The 14,863-nt window shown below is 66.4% G+C and carries 12 protein-coding genes; 7 read left to right on the top strand and 5 right to left on the bottom strand.

What is annotated here, in order from left to right; translation table 11 throughout:
- Positions 1-15 precede the first annotated feature (15 nt).
- Complete coding sequence (locus ACIPR8_RS02880) at positions 16-423, bottom strand: winged helix-turn-helix transcriptional regulator (protein ID WP_446540098.1); 408 nt, start codon at positions 421-423, stop codon at positions 16-18.
- 112 nt (positions 424-535) lie between these two features.
- Between ACIPR8_RS02880 and ACIPR8_RS02875 the strand changes: the two genes are divergently transcribed.
- Complete coding sequence (locus ACIPR8_RS02875) at positions 536-1,576, top strand: pirin family protein (RefSeq protein ID WP_446540097.1); 1,041 nt, start codon at positions 536-538, stop codon at positions 1,574-1,576.
- Positions 1,577-1,701: 125 nt separating this feature from the next.
- Here ACIPR8_RS02875 and gap read toward each other — a convergent pair whose 3' ends face one another.
- Positions 1,702-2,703, bottom strand: a complete 1,002-nt coding sequence (gap, locus tag ACIPR8_RS02870) for a type I glyceraldehyde-3-phosphate dehydrogenase (RefSeq protein ID WP_192287497.1) — start codon at positions 2,701-2,703, stop codon at positions 1,702-1,704.
- 211 nt (positions 2,704-2,914) lie between these two features.
- On the opposite strand from gap, the gene ACIPR8_RS02865 reads away from it, so the two are divergent.
- Both ACIPR8_RS02865 and ACIPR8_RS02860 read left to right on the top strand, forming a co-directional pair.
- Complete coding sequence (locus ACIPR8_RS02865; protein WP_132865437.1) at positions 2,915-3,559, top strand: OmpW/AlkL family protein; 645 nt, start codon at positions 2,915-2,917, stop codon at positions 3,557-3,559.
- A 105-nt stretch (positions 3,560-3,664) separates the two neighbouring features.
- Positions 3,665-4,483, top strand: coding sequence for a S1/P1 nuclease (locus ACIPR8_RS02860; protein ID WP_446540096.1), 819 nt, complete (start codon positions 3,665-3,667; stop codon positions 4,481-4,483).
- Positions 4,484-4,531: 48 nt separating this feature from the next.
- Here ACIPR8_RS02860 and ACIPR8_RS02855 read toward each other — a convergent pair whose 3' ends face one another.
- From ACIPR8_RS02855 to ACIPR8_RS02845, 3 genes are read right to left on the bottom strand one after another with little or no spacing between them, the layout of a single operon-like run.
- Positions 4,532-5,092: a hypothetical protein gene (locus ACIPR8_RS02855; protein ID WP_446540095.1), complete on the bottom strand. Its 561-nt coding sequence runs from the start codon at positions 5,090-5,092 to the stop codon at positions 4,532-4,534.
- A gap of 2 nt (positions 5,093-5,094) precedes the next feature.
- Complete coding sequence (locus ACIPR8_RS02850) at positions 5,095-6,630, bottom strand: TonB family protein (protein ID WP_446540094.1); 1,536 nt, start codon at positions 6,628-6,630, stop codon at positions 5,095-5,097.
- Positions 6,617-6,988: a BlaI/MecI/CopY family transcriptional regulator gene (locus ACIPR8_RS02845; protein ID WP_446540621.1), complete on the bottom strand. Its 372-nt coding sequence runs from the start codon at positions 6,986-6,988 to the stop codon at positions 6,617-6,619. The genes ACIPR8_RS02850 and ACIPR8_RS02845 overlap by 14 nt, the downstream gene beginning before the upstream one ends.
- Positions 6,989-7,109: 121 nt before the next feature.
- Between ACIPR8_RS02845 and ACIPR8_RS02840 the strand changes: the two genes are divergently transcribed.
- The 4 genes from ACIPR8_RS02840 to ACIPR8_RS02825 all read left to right on the top strand — a co-directional run bounded on the left by ACIPR8_RS02840 (position 7,110) and on the right by ACIPR8_RS02825 (position 14,829).
- Complete coding sequence (locus tag ACIPR8_RS02840; RefSeq protein WP_446540093.1) at positions 7,110-9,068, top strand: acetyl-CoA hydrolase/transferase C-terminal domain-containing protein; 1,959 nt, start codon at positions 7,110-7,112, stop codon at positions 9,066-9,068.
- A gap of 300 nt (positions 9,069-9,368) precedes the next feature.
- Entirely contained in the window at positions 9,369-11,099 is a 1,731-nt protein-coding gene (locus tag ACIPR8_RS02835) for a M10 family metallopeptidase C-terminal domain-containing protein (protein WP_446540092.1), read from the top strand.
- Positions 11,100-11,285: 186 nt separating this feature from the next.
- Positions 11,286-13,415 carry a type I secretion system permease/ATPase gene (locus ACIPR8_RS02830; RefSeq protein WP_446540091.1) on the top strand — a complete coding sequence of 710 codons (2,130 nt, stop codon included), beginning with the start codon at positions 11,286-11,288 and terminating at the stop codon, positions 13,413-13,415.
- 10 nt (positions 13,416-13,425) lie between these two features.
- Entirely contained in the window at positions 13,426-14,829 is a 1,404-nt protein-coding gene (locus ACIPR8_RS02825) for an HlyD family type I secretion periplasmic adaptor subunit (RefSeq protein ID WP_446540090.1), read from the top strand.
- Positions 14,830-14,863 lie beyond the last annotated feature (34 nt).

The raw sequence follows: 14,863 nt of genomic DNA, 5'->3' as shown, positions 1-14,863 counted from the left end.
CGCAGATAACATCCCTCAGGTCGCCGCAGCCACCGCCTCCCGGGCATCGAAGTCGCAGCGCGCCGCATCCATCGTCTCCCGGTGTTCATCGGCCCAGTGCAGCAGCGCATCCACCGGCTGCAACAGTGAACGCCCCAGGGCGGTCAAGGCGTAGTCCACCTGCGGCGGCACGGTGGGATGCACCGTGCGGCTGACCAGGCCATCGCGTTCCAGCGCCTTCAAGGTACGCGCCAGCATCCGCGGCGAGATGCCCTGCAGCTCGCGGCGCAATGCGTTGAAACGCAGCGCCTGCGCCCGCAGGGCGATCACCGCCAGCAGGCTCCAGCGCTCACCGACCCGTTCCAGCAGCAGGCGCATCTGTTGGCAGTACGCCGCCCCCTGCTCGCGACCGCGCACGGTATCACCGGTGTGAGTAGCTGCCATCAACGTGCCTCCTTGTGCCGCCGAACCGTGCGCCCCATCAATAGACCATGCCGATGGCTCGGCCGCCAAGTACGCCGGGCCCCGCGTCCCGCATCCGCGTAAAGGAGTTCCCATGTCCGACCTGATCCTCCGCAACGAGCCGCTCGGCCGGCCCTGGCCCGGCACCGACCCGTTCCTGTTCTGCATGCACCACCTGGATCACTACCCTGCGGCCACCGCCGAGCAGGGCGTGGACATGCGCCAGCTCGGCGGGCGTGAACTGGGCCAGGACTTCAGTGGCAAGGACGGCTGGAGCATGTACCACGGCGTCACCGTGCCCGGTTTCCCGGCCCACCCGCATCGCGGCTTCGAGACCGTCACCATGGTGCCGCAGGGGCTGGTCGACCACGCCGACTCGCTCGGTGCCACCGCGCGCTATGGCGACGGCGACGTGCAGTGGCTCACCACCGGCCGCGGCGTGCAGCACTCGGAGATGTTCCCGCTGCGCGAGCGCGGGCAACCCAACCCGCTGGACCTCTACCAGATCTGGTTGAACCTGCCGCCGCGCAACAAGATGACCGACCCGGAGTTCGTGATGCTGTGGGGCGAACAGATCCCGTGGTACCGCCATGAAGGTGCGGCGGTCAAGGTCGTGGCTGGCCGCTACCAGCCGCAGGAGTCGGCGCAGGCCGCCATCGTGCCGCTGGCGCCGGCGCGCAACTCCTGGGCTGCCAACCCGGACGCCGACGTCGCCATCTGGCAGATCCTGCTGCAGCCGGGAGCGACCTTGACCCTGCCAGCCGCGACCGGCACCGGCACCCGGCGCACGCTGTATGTGCACGGCGGCCAGCAGCTGGAGGTGGATGGCAGCCCCGTGGCCAGCCCCCGCCTGCTGGAAGTCGCCGCCGATGCCACGCTGCCCCTGCACAACACCGGTACCGAACAGGTCCGGATCCTGCTGCTGCAGGGCGTACCGATCGGTGAACCGGTAGCGGCTTATGGCCCGTTCGTGATGAACACCGCCGAGGAGATCGAACAGGCCCGCCGCGACTATGGGCGCACCCAGTTCGGCGGCTGGCCGTGGCCCAGCTACGGCCCGGTACATCCGGCTGGACAGGGACGCTTTGCCAGGTACCCCGGCAGCGACACCATCGATACACCACCGACCGCCTGATCCCGGCAGCAAGGCACCCTCGCCCGGGCCGGCACGGTGCATTCCCCGCGACGGCGACCATTGATCGACGGCAAAAAGAAAGGGCGCCCTCAAGGCGCCCTTTCCGCATCCACGCAGCGTGCCGGTCAGGCAGCAACCACGCGCACCATTTCCAGGCACTTGTTGGAGTAGCCCCACTCGTTGTCGTACCAGCTGACCAGCTTGACGAAGGTGGAATCCAGCGCGATGCCGGCGTCGGCGTCGAACACCGAGGTGTGGGTCTCGCCACGGAAATCGGTGGCGACCACCTTGTCTTCGGTGTAGCCCAGGATGCCCTTCAGCGCGCCTTCGCTCTGTGCCTTCACTTCGGCGCAGATTTCGGCGTAGGTGGCTTCCTTTTCCAGCTCGACGGTCAGATCGACCACCGACACGTCCGAGGTCGGCACACGGAAGCTCATGCCGGTGAGCTTCTTGTTCAGTTCCGGAATCACCACGCCGACAGCCTTGGCTGCACCGGTGGAGGACGGAATGATGTTTTCCAGGATGCCGCGGCCGCCGCGCCAGTCCTTGTTGGACGGGCCGTCAACGGTCTTCTGGGTGGCGGTAGCCGCATGCACGGTGGTCATCAGGCCGCGCTTGATGCCCCACTTGTCGTTGATGACCTTGGCCAGCGGGGCCAGGCAGTTGGTGGTGCACGAGGCGTTGGAGATGATGGCCTGGCCGGCGTAGGTCTTGTCGTTGACGCCGAACACGAACATCGGCGTATCGTCCTTGGACGGGGCCGACAGGATCACCTTCTTGGCGCCCGCATCAATGTGCTTCTGCGCGCTGACCTTGTCCAGGAACAGGCCGGTGGATTCGATGACGACATCGACGCCGACTTCGTCCCACTTCAGGTTGGACGGATCGCGTTCCTGGGTCAGGCGGATCTTCTTGCCGTTGACCAGCAGGTCCTTGCCGTCGACCGCAACGTCAGCCTTGAAACGGCCATGCACCGAGTCGTACTTGAGCATGTAGGCCAGGTAATCCGGCTCGAGCAGATCGTTGATGGCCACGATCTCGATGTCGTTGCCGAAGTTCAGCACTGCCGAACGCAGCACGTTGCGCCCGATGCGACCGAAACCGTTGATGCCGACCTTGATTGCCATGTTCACAAGCTCCTGCAGCCGCAAGCCCGTTGCGGCGGGGGTTGAAAGGGGCCGCCATTCTAACAGGTGCGGCCCCCCGGCCGTGGCGCTGCGGGGAGCGCGGCCAGATGACCGCCAGCTGAGTGCAAACGGCTGTTTGATCAGGATCAAAGCGCCTCGGCGGTGCGCCCCGGACACTGGCGCCACCTCCACCACGTAACGGAATTACAACATGCGCAAGACCTCCGCCCTGTTGCTCTCCGGCCTGGCCGCCGCCATGGCCCTGGCCGCCGCTCCCGCCATGGCCCAGTCCAAGGGTGACTGGACGCTGGGCGTCGGCGTGCACGCCGTCGACCCGAAGTCCGATGCCGGTGACCTCAACGGCGCCGCCCTGGGCCTGGGCGCCCTGCCGACCAAGGTCGACAGCAGCGTCCGCCCGACCGTCACCTTCGAGTACTTCGTCGCCGACAACGTGGGCATCGAAGTGCTGGGCGCCCTGCCGTTCAAGCACGAAATCAGCATCGACGGCGTCGGCAAGGTCGGCGAGACCAAGCAGCTGCCGCCGGTCGTCTCGCTGCAGTACCACTTCGCCAACAGCAGCAAGGTCACCCCGTTCGTCGGCCTGGGCGTGAACTACACCAAGTTCTTCAGCACCGACAGCAAGGGTGCCCTGGCCGGCACCAAGCTGAAGCTGGAGGACTCCTGGGGCCTGGCCGCGCACGCGGGCCTGGACTTCGCGTTGAGCGAGAAGGGCGCGCTGCGCGTGGACCTGCGCTGGGCCGACATCGACTCCAAGGTCAAGGTCAACGGCAACACGCTGGGGACCGCCAAGGTCGACCCGCTGGTCTACGGCATGGCCTACGTCTTCAAGTTCTGAGCCACGCCGGAACCTGCCGTACCCACGCCCTCCCGGCCTCGCCGGGAGGGCGTTCTGCCATGAACGGCATGCTGCCCGGCCATCGGCTGCCGCTAGAATGCGCCGATGAACAAGCCGTACCGACTCTCCGTTTCCCTCCTGGCTGTCGCCTTCACCGCCCTGCTGCCCGGCCACGCCCTTGCATGGGGCGCACAAGGCCATCGACTGGTCGCGCGCGTGGCCGAAACCCGCCTGGACCCGCAGGCCAGGGCCGAGGTGGATCGCCTGCTGGCCACCGAACCCGGCGCCACGCTGTCCAGCATCGCCCCGTGGGCCGATGACCTGCGTTCGCAGGACCCCGGCCTGGGCCGCCGCTCGGCCGGCTGGCACTACATCAACATGGCCGAGGAAGGCTGCGACTACGACCCGCCCAAGCACTGCCCGAACGGCAACTGCGTGGTCGAAGCACTCAAGGCGCAGGCGCAGATCCTGGCCGACCCGAGCAAGTCCGACGCCGAGCGCCTGCAGGCGCTGAAGTTCGTCGTGCACCTGGCCGGCGACGTGCACCAGCCCATGCATGCCGGCTACGGCCATGACCGCGGTGGCAACACCTACCAGTTGCAGTTCAACGGACGCGGCACCAACCTGCATTCGGTGTGGGACAGCGGCATGTTCTACCCGCTGCAGTTGAACGACGACCAGTTCCTGGAACGGCTTGAAGCCCTGCCCGCCCCGCGTGACGTCGGGCGCCCGCAACTGCAGCGCGATGCCACGCGCTGGGCCGAGCAGTCCTGCAGGCTGGCCACCCGCAAGGGCGTGTACCCGGACACCCGCAAGGTCGGCGAGGAGTACGCCGCCACCTGGCGCCCCGTGGCCGAAGCGCAGGTCCGCCTGGCCGGCGAACGCCTGGCGGCCCTGTTGAACGACCTGCTCGACAGGAACTGATCACCAGTGCCCGTTCCCCGGCGGCCGCCCGCCGCCGGGAGCATCGCCTCAGCGCACGCCCGACTGGCTGCGCACCACCGTCCTGCCTTCGATCACCTCAAAGGTGAAGGCATAGGCCAACGTCACCGGCACTTCCTCGATGCGCGTCGCGCCGCTGCAATCATCCGCCGCACGCGGCGATACACCGGCAGGAAAATGGCACCGTGCCGCCGGCACGAACGTCCACTGCGCAGTGGCGGCCTGGGCCGCTTGCAACAACCTCTGGTTGGCGGGATCGGCACCCGCCGCGCAGGCCGAATGGCCCAGCAATGGCTCACTGCGCTGCACCTGTCCAGTGGCATCCAGGATCACCTGCACGCACACCGTGGTGGCCGGCAGCGACGGTTGCTGCGGCAGCTGCGGCGACGGCACCTGCACCGGCCGGGGCATGCGGAAGCCCTCGCTCGCCGCCAGCGTATAGGCATTGACCGACCCACCTGCCGCGCCGCTTTCCGGTACCAGCAGCCGCCGGTCGACGCTGTAGCTCGACGCTTCACGTTCCTGGACGACCGCGTGGCCAGCACAGCCGGACAGCACCAGCGCCAGTACGGCACCTCTCCCCCCGCGCATGCTCAGCCCTCCGTCGCGTCGTCGGTGTGGGTCACCTCTTCGTCGAGGTCAAACCAGATCGGCACGCGCACCTTGCCGGCAACCGCCAGCCCGTCCCGGCGCGCCGGGGTGAAGCGCCATTGCCGAGCGGCGGCGATCGAGGCCGCATCGAATACGCCTTGCGGTTGCGACTGCACCACCGTGACGTCCGTGGCCTTGCCATCGGCCGCCACCTCGATCTCCAGCACGACCTTGCCACTGATGCCCTGATGCATCGCTTCCAGCGGATAGGAGGGCGGCGCCTGCTGCTTGCTGATCACCACCACCTCGGCATCCCTGGCCCTCGCCACCGGAGAAGCGCGCATTTCCAGCGCCCATACCGAACGGCCGTCCGGCGTGGAGACCTGGATGCCAACGGGCACCTCGGCGTTCATCAACAGCATCGGCGAGGACACCAGCACGCCATCGGCCTTCAGGCTCCCGCTCAGGCGCAGCAACTTCCCCTCCGGTTGCAGGGTGAATTCACCGATCCAACCCACGCCCTTCTCCGAGGTCATGCGGAATGAGAACGGCTGTCCCAGTGGCTGGCGCAGTTCAAAGGTCTGCCGCGTGCCATCGAGCGTGGCGGTCACCACCACGCCATACAACGACAGCGGCGCCGCCTCCGTGCTGCGCGCCGGCTGTGCCGCCCATGCCGCGTACCCCAGGCCCGAGGACAACAGTGCCGATACCACCAGCATCGTCGCCCATTGCTTCTTTCCGGGTACAGGTCGCTTCAGCATGGCAATGCGCTCCTTCAATGGATGGTGGTCGTGCCAATGGCAACCCACAGGCAACGGGGACAACGCCAGCCCGGTTTTCAGCATGGCGTTGCCATAGCTGCGCCGTGCGCCACGGCTGCCGGCGATGACGCGCTCGTCGCAGGAAAACTCCTGGTCCTCGCGGCAGCGCCGCACCGCCAGTGGCAACAGCGGGTTGAACCAGTACAGGCAGCGCAGCGCGGCCCACAATGCGTTGATGAGGATGTCGCCGCGGCGCAGGTGCACCTGCTCATGGCGGACCACCAGCTGCTGTTCAAACCGCTCGTAACGGCGCTCGAAGTCCGCCGGCAGCACGATGCGCGGCCGCAGCACGCCCATCGCCGCCGGCAGGCCGATGGCCCCCTGCGCCTGCCACAGGCCGTCACCGCGGCGCTCGACCGGCCCAAGCCCACGCAGGAAGCGCCGCTGCTGCACCCACAGCCCGGCCGCCATGCACAGCGCACCGGCGGCCCACGCGAGCAACCACGCAACCGGACCAAGCGCCGCCTGGGCCGGCACCGCCAGCACCTGGGTGACCGGCCCCACCATCGCCGCTGGCAGCATCGGCGTTGCCACGACCTGCGGCGCAGGCAGCAGCACCGCCCCCAACGCCACCGGCACCGCCAGCCACAGCAGATACGCCGCGCTGGCCCCGAGCCAGCGGCGCACCGGTCCGCGCAATGCCAGCACCAGCAGCATCGCCGCGCTGCTGGACAGCGTGGTCTTCAGCAGCACCTGCAGCAGCTCAACGCTGTTCATCGTCCAACTCCTCCAGCAGGCGGCGCAGTTCGGCCACGTCCTCGGTGCTGAGCTTGCGGTGCTGGCTGAAATGCGCGACCAGCGGCGCGACGCGACCATCGAACAGGCGATCGATCAGGCTGCGGCTTTCTTCCAGCACCCATGCATCGCGCTGCACCAGCGGCGAGTACAGGTAACGCCGCCCCTCTTTCTCGGCGGCGATGGCGCCCTTGTTGAGCAGGCGGTTGAGCAGTGTCTTCACCGTGGCTTCGGCCCAGTCGTTGCCACCGGGCAGGCGCGCCATCACCTCATCTGCCGAGAGCGGGTGGTCACCCCACAGCACCTGCATCACCACTGCTTCGGCCTCGCTGATCCGGATCATCGTTTACGCCTGTAAATTTTATGCGATTACACGAGTAAACGAATCCCCTGTCAAGCGTCCACAGGGGGATTCAGGCCCTGCGTGCTGTAATGCAGCCGACTTCGCAGGAACCGTGCCCATGCCGCAACACCTGACCGATCTGGATGCTGCCGTCGACTGGCTGCTGGCCCGTGTCGACGGCCCCCTGCGCATCGCCGCACCGCTGGCATTGGGCAAACCACATCGCCTGCTCAACCAGCTCTATGCGCGCATCGAGAACGATGCAGCGCGCCCGCTGCAGCTGTACACCGCGTTGTCGTTGAATCCGCCGATGGCCAAGGGCGATGGGCTGGAGGCGCGCTTCATGCGCCCGTTCGTCGAGCGCCACTTCGGCACGGATTTCCCGCGCCTGGCCTACGCCGACGCGATCGGCCGCGACGCCCTGCCCGCCCATGTGCAGGTAGAGGAGTTCTACATGCAGTCCGGCGCCCTGCTCGGTTCGCGGCAGGCCCAGTGCGGCTACACCAGCCTCAACTACACCCATGCCGCCGATGCGGTGGCACAGCGCGCACCGCATGTCATCGTGCAGAAGGTGGCCTTCCGCGAAGGCAACCGGCGGCTGTCGCTGTCCTGCAACAACGACATCACCCAGGACACGCTGGACGCCATCGCCCGTCGCGGCCTGCCGCGCCCCCTGCTCATCGCCGAAGTGGACCCGCAACTGCCCTGGCTGGGCGGCAGCGCCACGGTGGCCCCGGACTTCTTCGACCTGGTGGTGGTCCCGCCGGGGCCGTATCCGCAACTGTTCGGGTTGCCACGACAACCGGTGAGCGATGCCGACTACGCCATCGGCCTGTACGCCAGTGCCCTGGTGCGCGACGGCGGCACCCTGCAGATCGGCATTGGCACCCTGGCCGACGCGCTCAGCCATGCACTGGTCCTGCGGCATACCGACAACGCACGCTACCGGGCCATCATCAACGCACTGGACCCGTCACTGGCCACGCACCCGCTGGTACGCGAAGCCGGAGGCCTGGAACCGTTCGAGGTCGGTCTGTATGGCTGCAGCGAGATGCTCAACGAGGGCTTCCGCGTACTGGTGCAACGTGGCGTGATCCGGCGCAAGGTGCATGAGGACCTGACATTGATGCAGCGCCTGGCCAATGGCAGCGCCTACACCGCCGACCATGCGACCCTCGCGGCGGAAGGCGAGTACCTGCACGGTGCCTTCTACCTCGGCTCGCCGGAGTTCTACGACTGGCTTCGGTACCTGCCCGAAGAGGAGTGCCGGGCGATCGGCATGCGCCGCATCAGTGAGATCAACCAGCTCTATGGCGGCAATGAGGCACTGGAACAGCTGCAGCGCCGCGACGCGCGCTTCTTCAACTCCTGCATGATGGCCACCGCCCTGGGGGCAGCAGTGTCCGACGCGCTGGAGGACGGCCGCGTGGTATCCGGCGTGGGCGGCCAGTACAACTTCGTGGCGATGGCCCACGCGCTGCCGGACGCGCGCAGCGTGCTGATGTTCCGCGCCGTCCGCGAGGAGGCCGGGAAGCCGGCCTCCAACGTGCGCTGGAACTATGGGCACACCACCATCCCACGTCATCTGCGCGACGTGTTCGTCAACGAGTACGGCATCGCCGACCTCCGCCATCGCACCGACGAAGACTGCGTGATCGCCATGGCAGGCATCACGGATGCGGCGTTCCAACCCGCACTGCTCGAACAGGCCAAGGCCAGCGGCAAGCTGGCCACGGACTTCACCGCGCCGCCATCGTGGCGGCGCAATCGTGGCGATACCTTCGCCGCGGTGCTGGCGCCGTTCCGCGCCGATGGTAGCCTGCCGGACTATCCGTTGGGCAGCGATTTCACCGCCATCGAACAGGACCTGCTGCGCGCATTGACCTGGCTCAAGGCCAACACCGCCACGCCGTTGGCCAAGCTGCGCACCGTCATGGCAGCGATGGCCCAGGCCACCGGCGACAACGATGCGATGTACCTGCAGCGGATGGGATTGGGCACGCCCGGCACACTCGGCGACCGACTCAACGCACGACTGCTGCGGCTGGGACTGGCCCGCACGCTGCACGCAGGTTGATGCCACGCGGTACCGTTGGGCGAGTACCGTCGCTGCCTGCATCCCGGTGAGCAGAAGCGCAACATCATCGTCCCGGGACAGGCCATTCCAGACGTTTCTCATGGCATTGGCATGCCCGCAGGCATTCCATGGAAGTCGTGGCGCCGCCCCGTCGGTGGCCTCACCTGTACCGGATGCCCCATGCCCACATCATCGTGACCCGACACCCGGGCATGCAGGTCGCCGGCAATCCGCAGGCCCTCATCCCGCCCTGCGCCTGCGGGGCGCGATGAAGGCGCATATCACGCAAGGAGATCCGCCATGTCCCTCGGCATCGAGAAGACCGTCGCATCCGGCATCAACGCTATCGACACGCTCATTTCCTACCGTCAGTGGAGCCTGGACGCGAGCCGCACCATTACCTGGACCATCACCCAGGCCGATGCGGTCTTCTCCAGCGACCCCTACGGCATCCGCGGCGAGCTGCCCTACTTCCGCGCGATTGATGACGCCGCCGACATCGCGGTCATCAACCAGGCGATGGCGGTCTACAGCAGCATCCTGGACATCAACTTCCAGTATGTGGATGAACGTACCGAGGGAGAGGCGGTGATCCGTTTCAATGCATATGCCGCCCCCCTCGGCGAGTACGGTGCGGGTGGCTGGGCCTATGGCCCCTACAGCCACGCCTGGGGCGGTGATGTCTGGGTTTCGTGGTATGCCGGCTACAACATGGGCTTCACCCTGCATGAAATGGGCCATGTGCTCGGACTCGATCATCCCGGACACATCACCGGCCTGCACGTTCCTGGGTTCACCACGCTGCAGACCGTCATGTCTTATACCAGTGGTCAGCCAACCATGATGGCAGATGCCGCCGGCAACTACATCGGCCAAGCCAGCACCGACAGCCTTGGCATCTACGACATCGCCGCATTGCAGTATCTGTACGGCGCCAACATGACGCACAACAATACCGACACGGTCTATGCCTTCAGCCCCGATACCGGCTTCTACACCACGCTATGGGATGGCGGCGGCACCGACACGCTGGACCTTTCCGCATACTCGCTGGGCGCGCAGATCAACCTTGCCGAAGGCAGTTACAGCTCCATCACCTATGCCACGCCCGCCGGCGTCAGCTCGCCCCATTTGTATACGGGCAAGGACTGCATCGGTATCGCCTATGGCACCGTCATTGAGAATGCGATCGGTACGCGCGGCAACGACCTGATCCACGGCAATGCCGCCAACAACGCGCTGCATGGCGGTGACGGCAATGACACCCTGTATGGGCATGACGGCAACGATCTGCTGGTCGGCGGCGCCGGCAACGACATCCTGGATGGCGGCACCGGTGCGGACCGCATGATCGGCGGTGCCGGCAATGACGTCTACTACGTGGACAACATCAATGATGTTGTCGTCGAAGATGTGAATGGCGGCGTAGATACCATCTACCTCTCGATCAACAACAACGACACCCGGAAGTACGCCAATGTCGAGAACTTCCATCTGGTCGACACGGGTTCGGCTCGCAGCCTGACCGGCAATGTCCTGAACAACACCCTGACCGGAACCTCGGTCAAGGACTGCCTGATGGGTTATGACGGAAATGACACCCTCATCGGCGGCAAGGGCAATGACGTGCTGTATGGAGGACGCGGCAGCGACACCTTCATCTTCAATCGCGGCGATGGCAGGGACACCCTCATGCCCGGTGAGTTCGATCCCGGTGATGTGGATACGCTCCGTTTCCAGAAGAACATCGCCGCCAACCAGCTCTGGTTCGAACGTGTCCGCGGCACCAACAACCTCTCCGTCCGGATCATCGGCACCTCCGACGCCGTCACTGTTTCCAACTATTTCATCCAAAAGGACGCCATCCTTGACCGGGTGCAGGATTCCGCCGGACGTGTACTCGACATCGCCGGCATCGACCGGCTGGTGCAGGGCATGGCCGCGTTCTCGCCCCCTCCCCTGGGCCAGACCACGCTTCCGGCGAACCAGCAGCAGGCGTTGGCACCGGTGTTGGCCGCCGCCTGGGCCTGACCACCGCATCGACGACGATCACTGTTCAACCGTAGTCCAGACACTTCCCATGGCCGGGTATTGCCCGGCCGCTTTATCCATGGAAGGCAGCATCACATGCGCGACAGCCGTCGTGTCACGGACCCTGCGTCCGTCGCACCACCGTGCAGCCGCGCAACTCCATGATGCGTCTGACAGGAAGGCAATGTGACCCCGCCGCACCCCGCTCCACCGTCCGACAGTGGCCTGGCCTGCCTGGTGACGCTGGCGAGGTTTCACCAGATCCCCTCAAACGCCGAGCAGCTGCGCCACGACTTCGGCGAAGGAGATACGCCGCTGGACATGCCTGCCTTGCTGCAGGCTGCCCGCGCCCTGGGACTGCGCACCCGGCGACTCACAGCATCCGTCGAACGATTGTCGCGCATGCCGCTTCCGGCGATCGGCATGGATACCCGGCATGGATGCTTCATCCTCGCCCGCGCCGACGAGGACAAGGTACTGATCCAGCGCCCGGGCGCCGAGCAGCCGGAGGTGATGTCACTGGCAGCCCTGCGGACGTACTGGTCTGGCACCTTGATCCTGCTGCAACCCCGGGGTGCCAACGGCCGAGTCACGCAGCGCTTCGGCCTGCGTTGGTTCCTGCCTGCCCTGCACAGGCACCGCGGCATCCTGCTCGAAGTGCTTGCCGCCAGCCTGTTCCTGCAGGTCTTCGCGCTGATAACACCGCTGTTCTTCCAGGTGGTGATGGACAAGGTGCTCGCGCACCAGGGCCTGTCCACCCTCAACGTGCTGATGTTCGGCCTGCTCGCGGTGGTGGTGTTCGAAAGCGTGCTCAGCGGGCTGCGCGGCTATGTCTCGGCGCACACCGCCAGCCGCATTGATGTCACGCTGGGCTCACGCCTGTACCGGCACCTCGTCCATCTGCCGCTGGCCTACTTCCAGGCACGCCGGGTCGGTGACTCGGTGGCACGGGTGCGCGAGCTGGAGAACATCCGCAGCTTCCTCACCGGCAGCAGCATCACCCTGGTGATCGATGTGCTGTTCTGTGCGGTCTTCCTGGCGGTCATGTTGATGTACAGCCCTGTCCTGACGCTCGTCGTCATCGGATCACTGCCACTCTACCTGCTGCTGGCGCTGACCATCACGCCGCTGCTGCGCACGCAGCTGCATGAAACCTTTGGTCGCGGCGCGGAGAACCAGGCGTTCCTGGTCGAATCCCTGACCGGCATCACCACGCTCAAGGCACTGGCCGTCGAACCCCAGGCCAGGCGCCGCTGGGACACGCAGCTGGCGGCCTACGTAGGCGCCAGCTTCCGGACCCAGGTGCTGTCGACCCTGGCCAACGAATCGGCCGGCCTGATCGGCAAGCTGGTGACCGTCCTGACCCTGTGGCTGGGCGCTCGACAGGTCATTGATGGCCATCTGTCCGTCGGCCAACTGATCGCCTTCAACATGCTCGCCGGGCGCATCGCCCAGCCGGTCATGCGGTTAGCGCAGCTCTGGCCGAACTTCCAGCAGACCCGTCTGTCGATGCAACGGTTGGGGGACATCCTCGACACACCGACCGAATCGGCGGCGACCGGGCGCAACGTGCTGCCGGCCCTGCGTGGCGGCGTTGAGTTCCATCAGGTGCATTTCCGCTACCGTCCCGATGGTCCAGCCGCATTGCAGGGCTTCAGCCTGCAGGTCGCCCCCGGCGAGGTGATCGGCATCGTCGGCAGCTCCGGCTCGGGCAAGAGCACCCTGGCGCGCCTGCTGCAACGCCTGCATGTCCCGGAACAGGGGCGCATCACCGTCGATGGCATTGACCTGGCCTTGACCGAGGCCAGCTCGCTGCGCCGTCAGATGGGCGTGGTCCTCCAGGAAAACATGCTGTTCCACCGCAGCATCCGCGACAACATCGCGCTGGCCGACCCTGGTGCATCACTGGATACCGTCATCCACGCGGCACGACTTGCCGGCGCACATGACTTCATCCTCGACCTTCCCGAAGGCTACGACACCGTGGTCGGTGAGCAAGGTGCTTCGTTGTCCGGCGGCCAGCGCCAACGCGTGGCCATCGCCCGCGCCCTGCTGCGCAATCCCCGCATCCTGATCTTCGATGAGGCCACCAGCGCACTGGACTACGAGTCCGAACGGCTGATCCAGGCCAACATGCGCCAGATCTGCGCCGGCCGCACCGTGCTGATCATCGCCCATCGCCTATCGACCGTGCGCAATGCCGATCGCATCATCGTCCTGGAACGCGGGCGGCTGGTCGAGCAAGGCAACCCTGCGCAGCTGCTGGCCACGCCGGACAGTCGCTACGCCCAGTTGCACCGGATGCAGCAGGGATGACTCACGCAGCATGAAGCCGTATACCGTCCTTCGTCACCGGCTGCATGTTCTGCTGCAGCACTTCCTGGCTCGTCGCCACGCGCGCAACCAGCGGGCGGACCTGGCTTTCCTTCCTGCCGTCCAGGCCCTGCAGGAGACGCCGATCCACCCCGCCCCGCGCTGCATCCAGTGGCTGATCATGGCCTTCGCATTGAGTGCCCTGGCCTGGTCGATGTTCGCACGCCTGGACGTGGTGGCCATCGCCGAGGGCCGCATCGTCTCCAGCGACCAAAGCAAGCTCATCCAGTCGCATGAAGTAGCGGTGGTGAAAGCCATTCATGCCCACGACGGCCAGACGGTGCAGGCCGGTGACGTACTGATCGAGCTCGACGCCAGCCAGACCACGGCTGACAAGGATCGGCTCAGCAATGACCGCGATGACGCGCAATTGGACGCCGCACGCGCACGCATCCTGCTCGAAGCCATCGACCAGCAGCACCCACCGGCCGATATCACCTCGCTGCTCCCGCAGGCAACCCCGGAACAACGCTCGGCGGCCAATGCCTGGCTGCAGAGTCAGTACCACGAACTGCGCAGCGAGCTGGCCCAGAGTGAAGCGGTGATCACCCGCCGCAGCGCGGAGATCCGCGCCGCGCAGGTATCGGCCAATGCATTGGCGCAGATGCTGCCCATGACCCAGCGCATCACCGCCGACTACGCCAAGCTTGCCGGTGAAGGCCTGGTCTCCAAGCACCACTACCTGAGCAAGCAACAGGAGCAACTGGAGCAGGAGCGCCAGCTGGCCGAGCGCCGCAGCCATATCGTCGAGCTCAACGCCTCGCACCAGGAGGCGCTTGAACGCCACCGCAGCACGCTCTCCCGGTACCGCCGCAGCGTGCACGACCTGCTGAACCAGAACGAGCGCCGCACCACCACCTTGCAGCAGGAACTGATCAAGGCCGAACGGCGCGACATGCTGACCCGCCTGACCGCCCCCGTGGACGGCACCGTGCAGCAACTGTCCGTGCATACCGCCGGCGGCGTGGTGACCGCGGCACAACCCCTGATGGTCATCGTCCCCAGCAACCAGCCGCTGGAAGTCGAGGCGCGCCTGCATAACCGTGATGTCGGCTTCGTGCGTGCCGGCCAAGCAGTGTCAGTGAAGGTGGAGACCTTCAACTTCACCCGCTACGGCATCCTGCACGGCACCGTGCTCAACGTCTCGCGCGATGCCATCGACGACGCCCGGCAGGGACCGCTGTACAGCCTGCGCATCGCCCTGCACGAAAGCCATGTGCGGGTAGGCCAGGAGAACGTACCGCTGGCACCGGGCATGTCCATCCGGGCCGAAGTGCGTACCGACCGGCAACGGGTGATCGACTACTTCCTCAGCCCGTTCAAGCGGCACGCCAGCGAAAGCCTGCGCGAGCGCTGAACGGCATTGAAGCTACGGGGTCACCAACTCACCA

The organism is Stenotrophomonas sp. LARHCG68, assembly GCF_052871705.1.
This window is presented reverse-complemented; position numbering and strand designations above follow the sequence as displayed.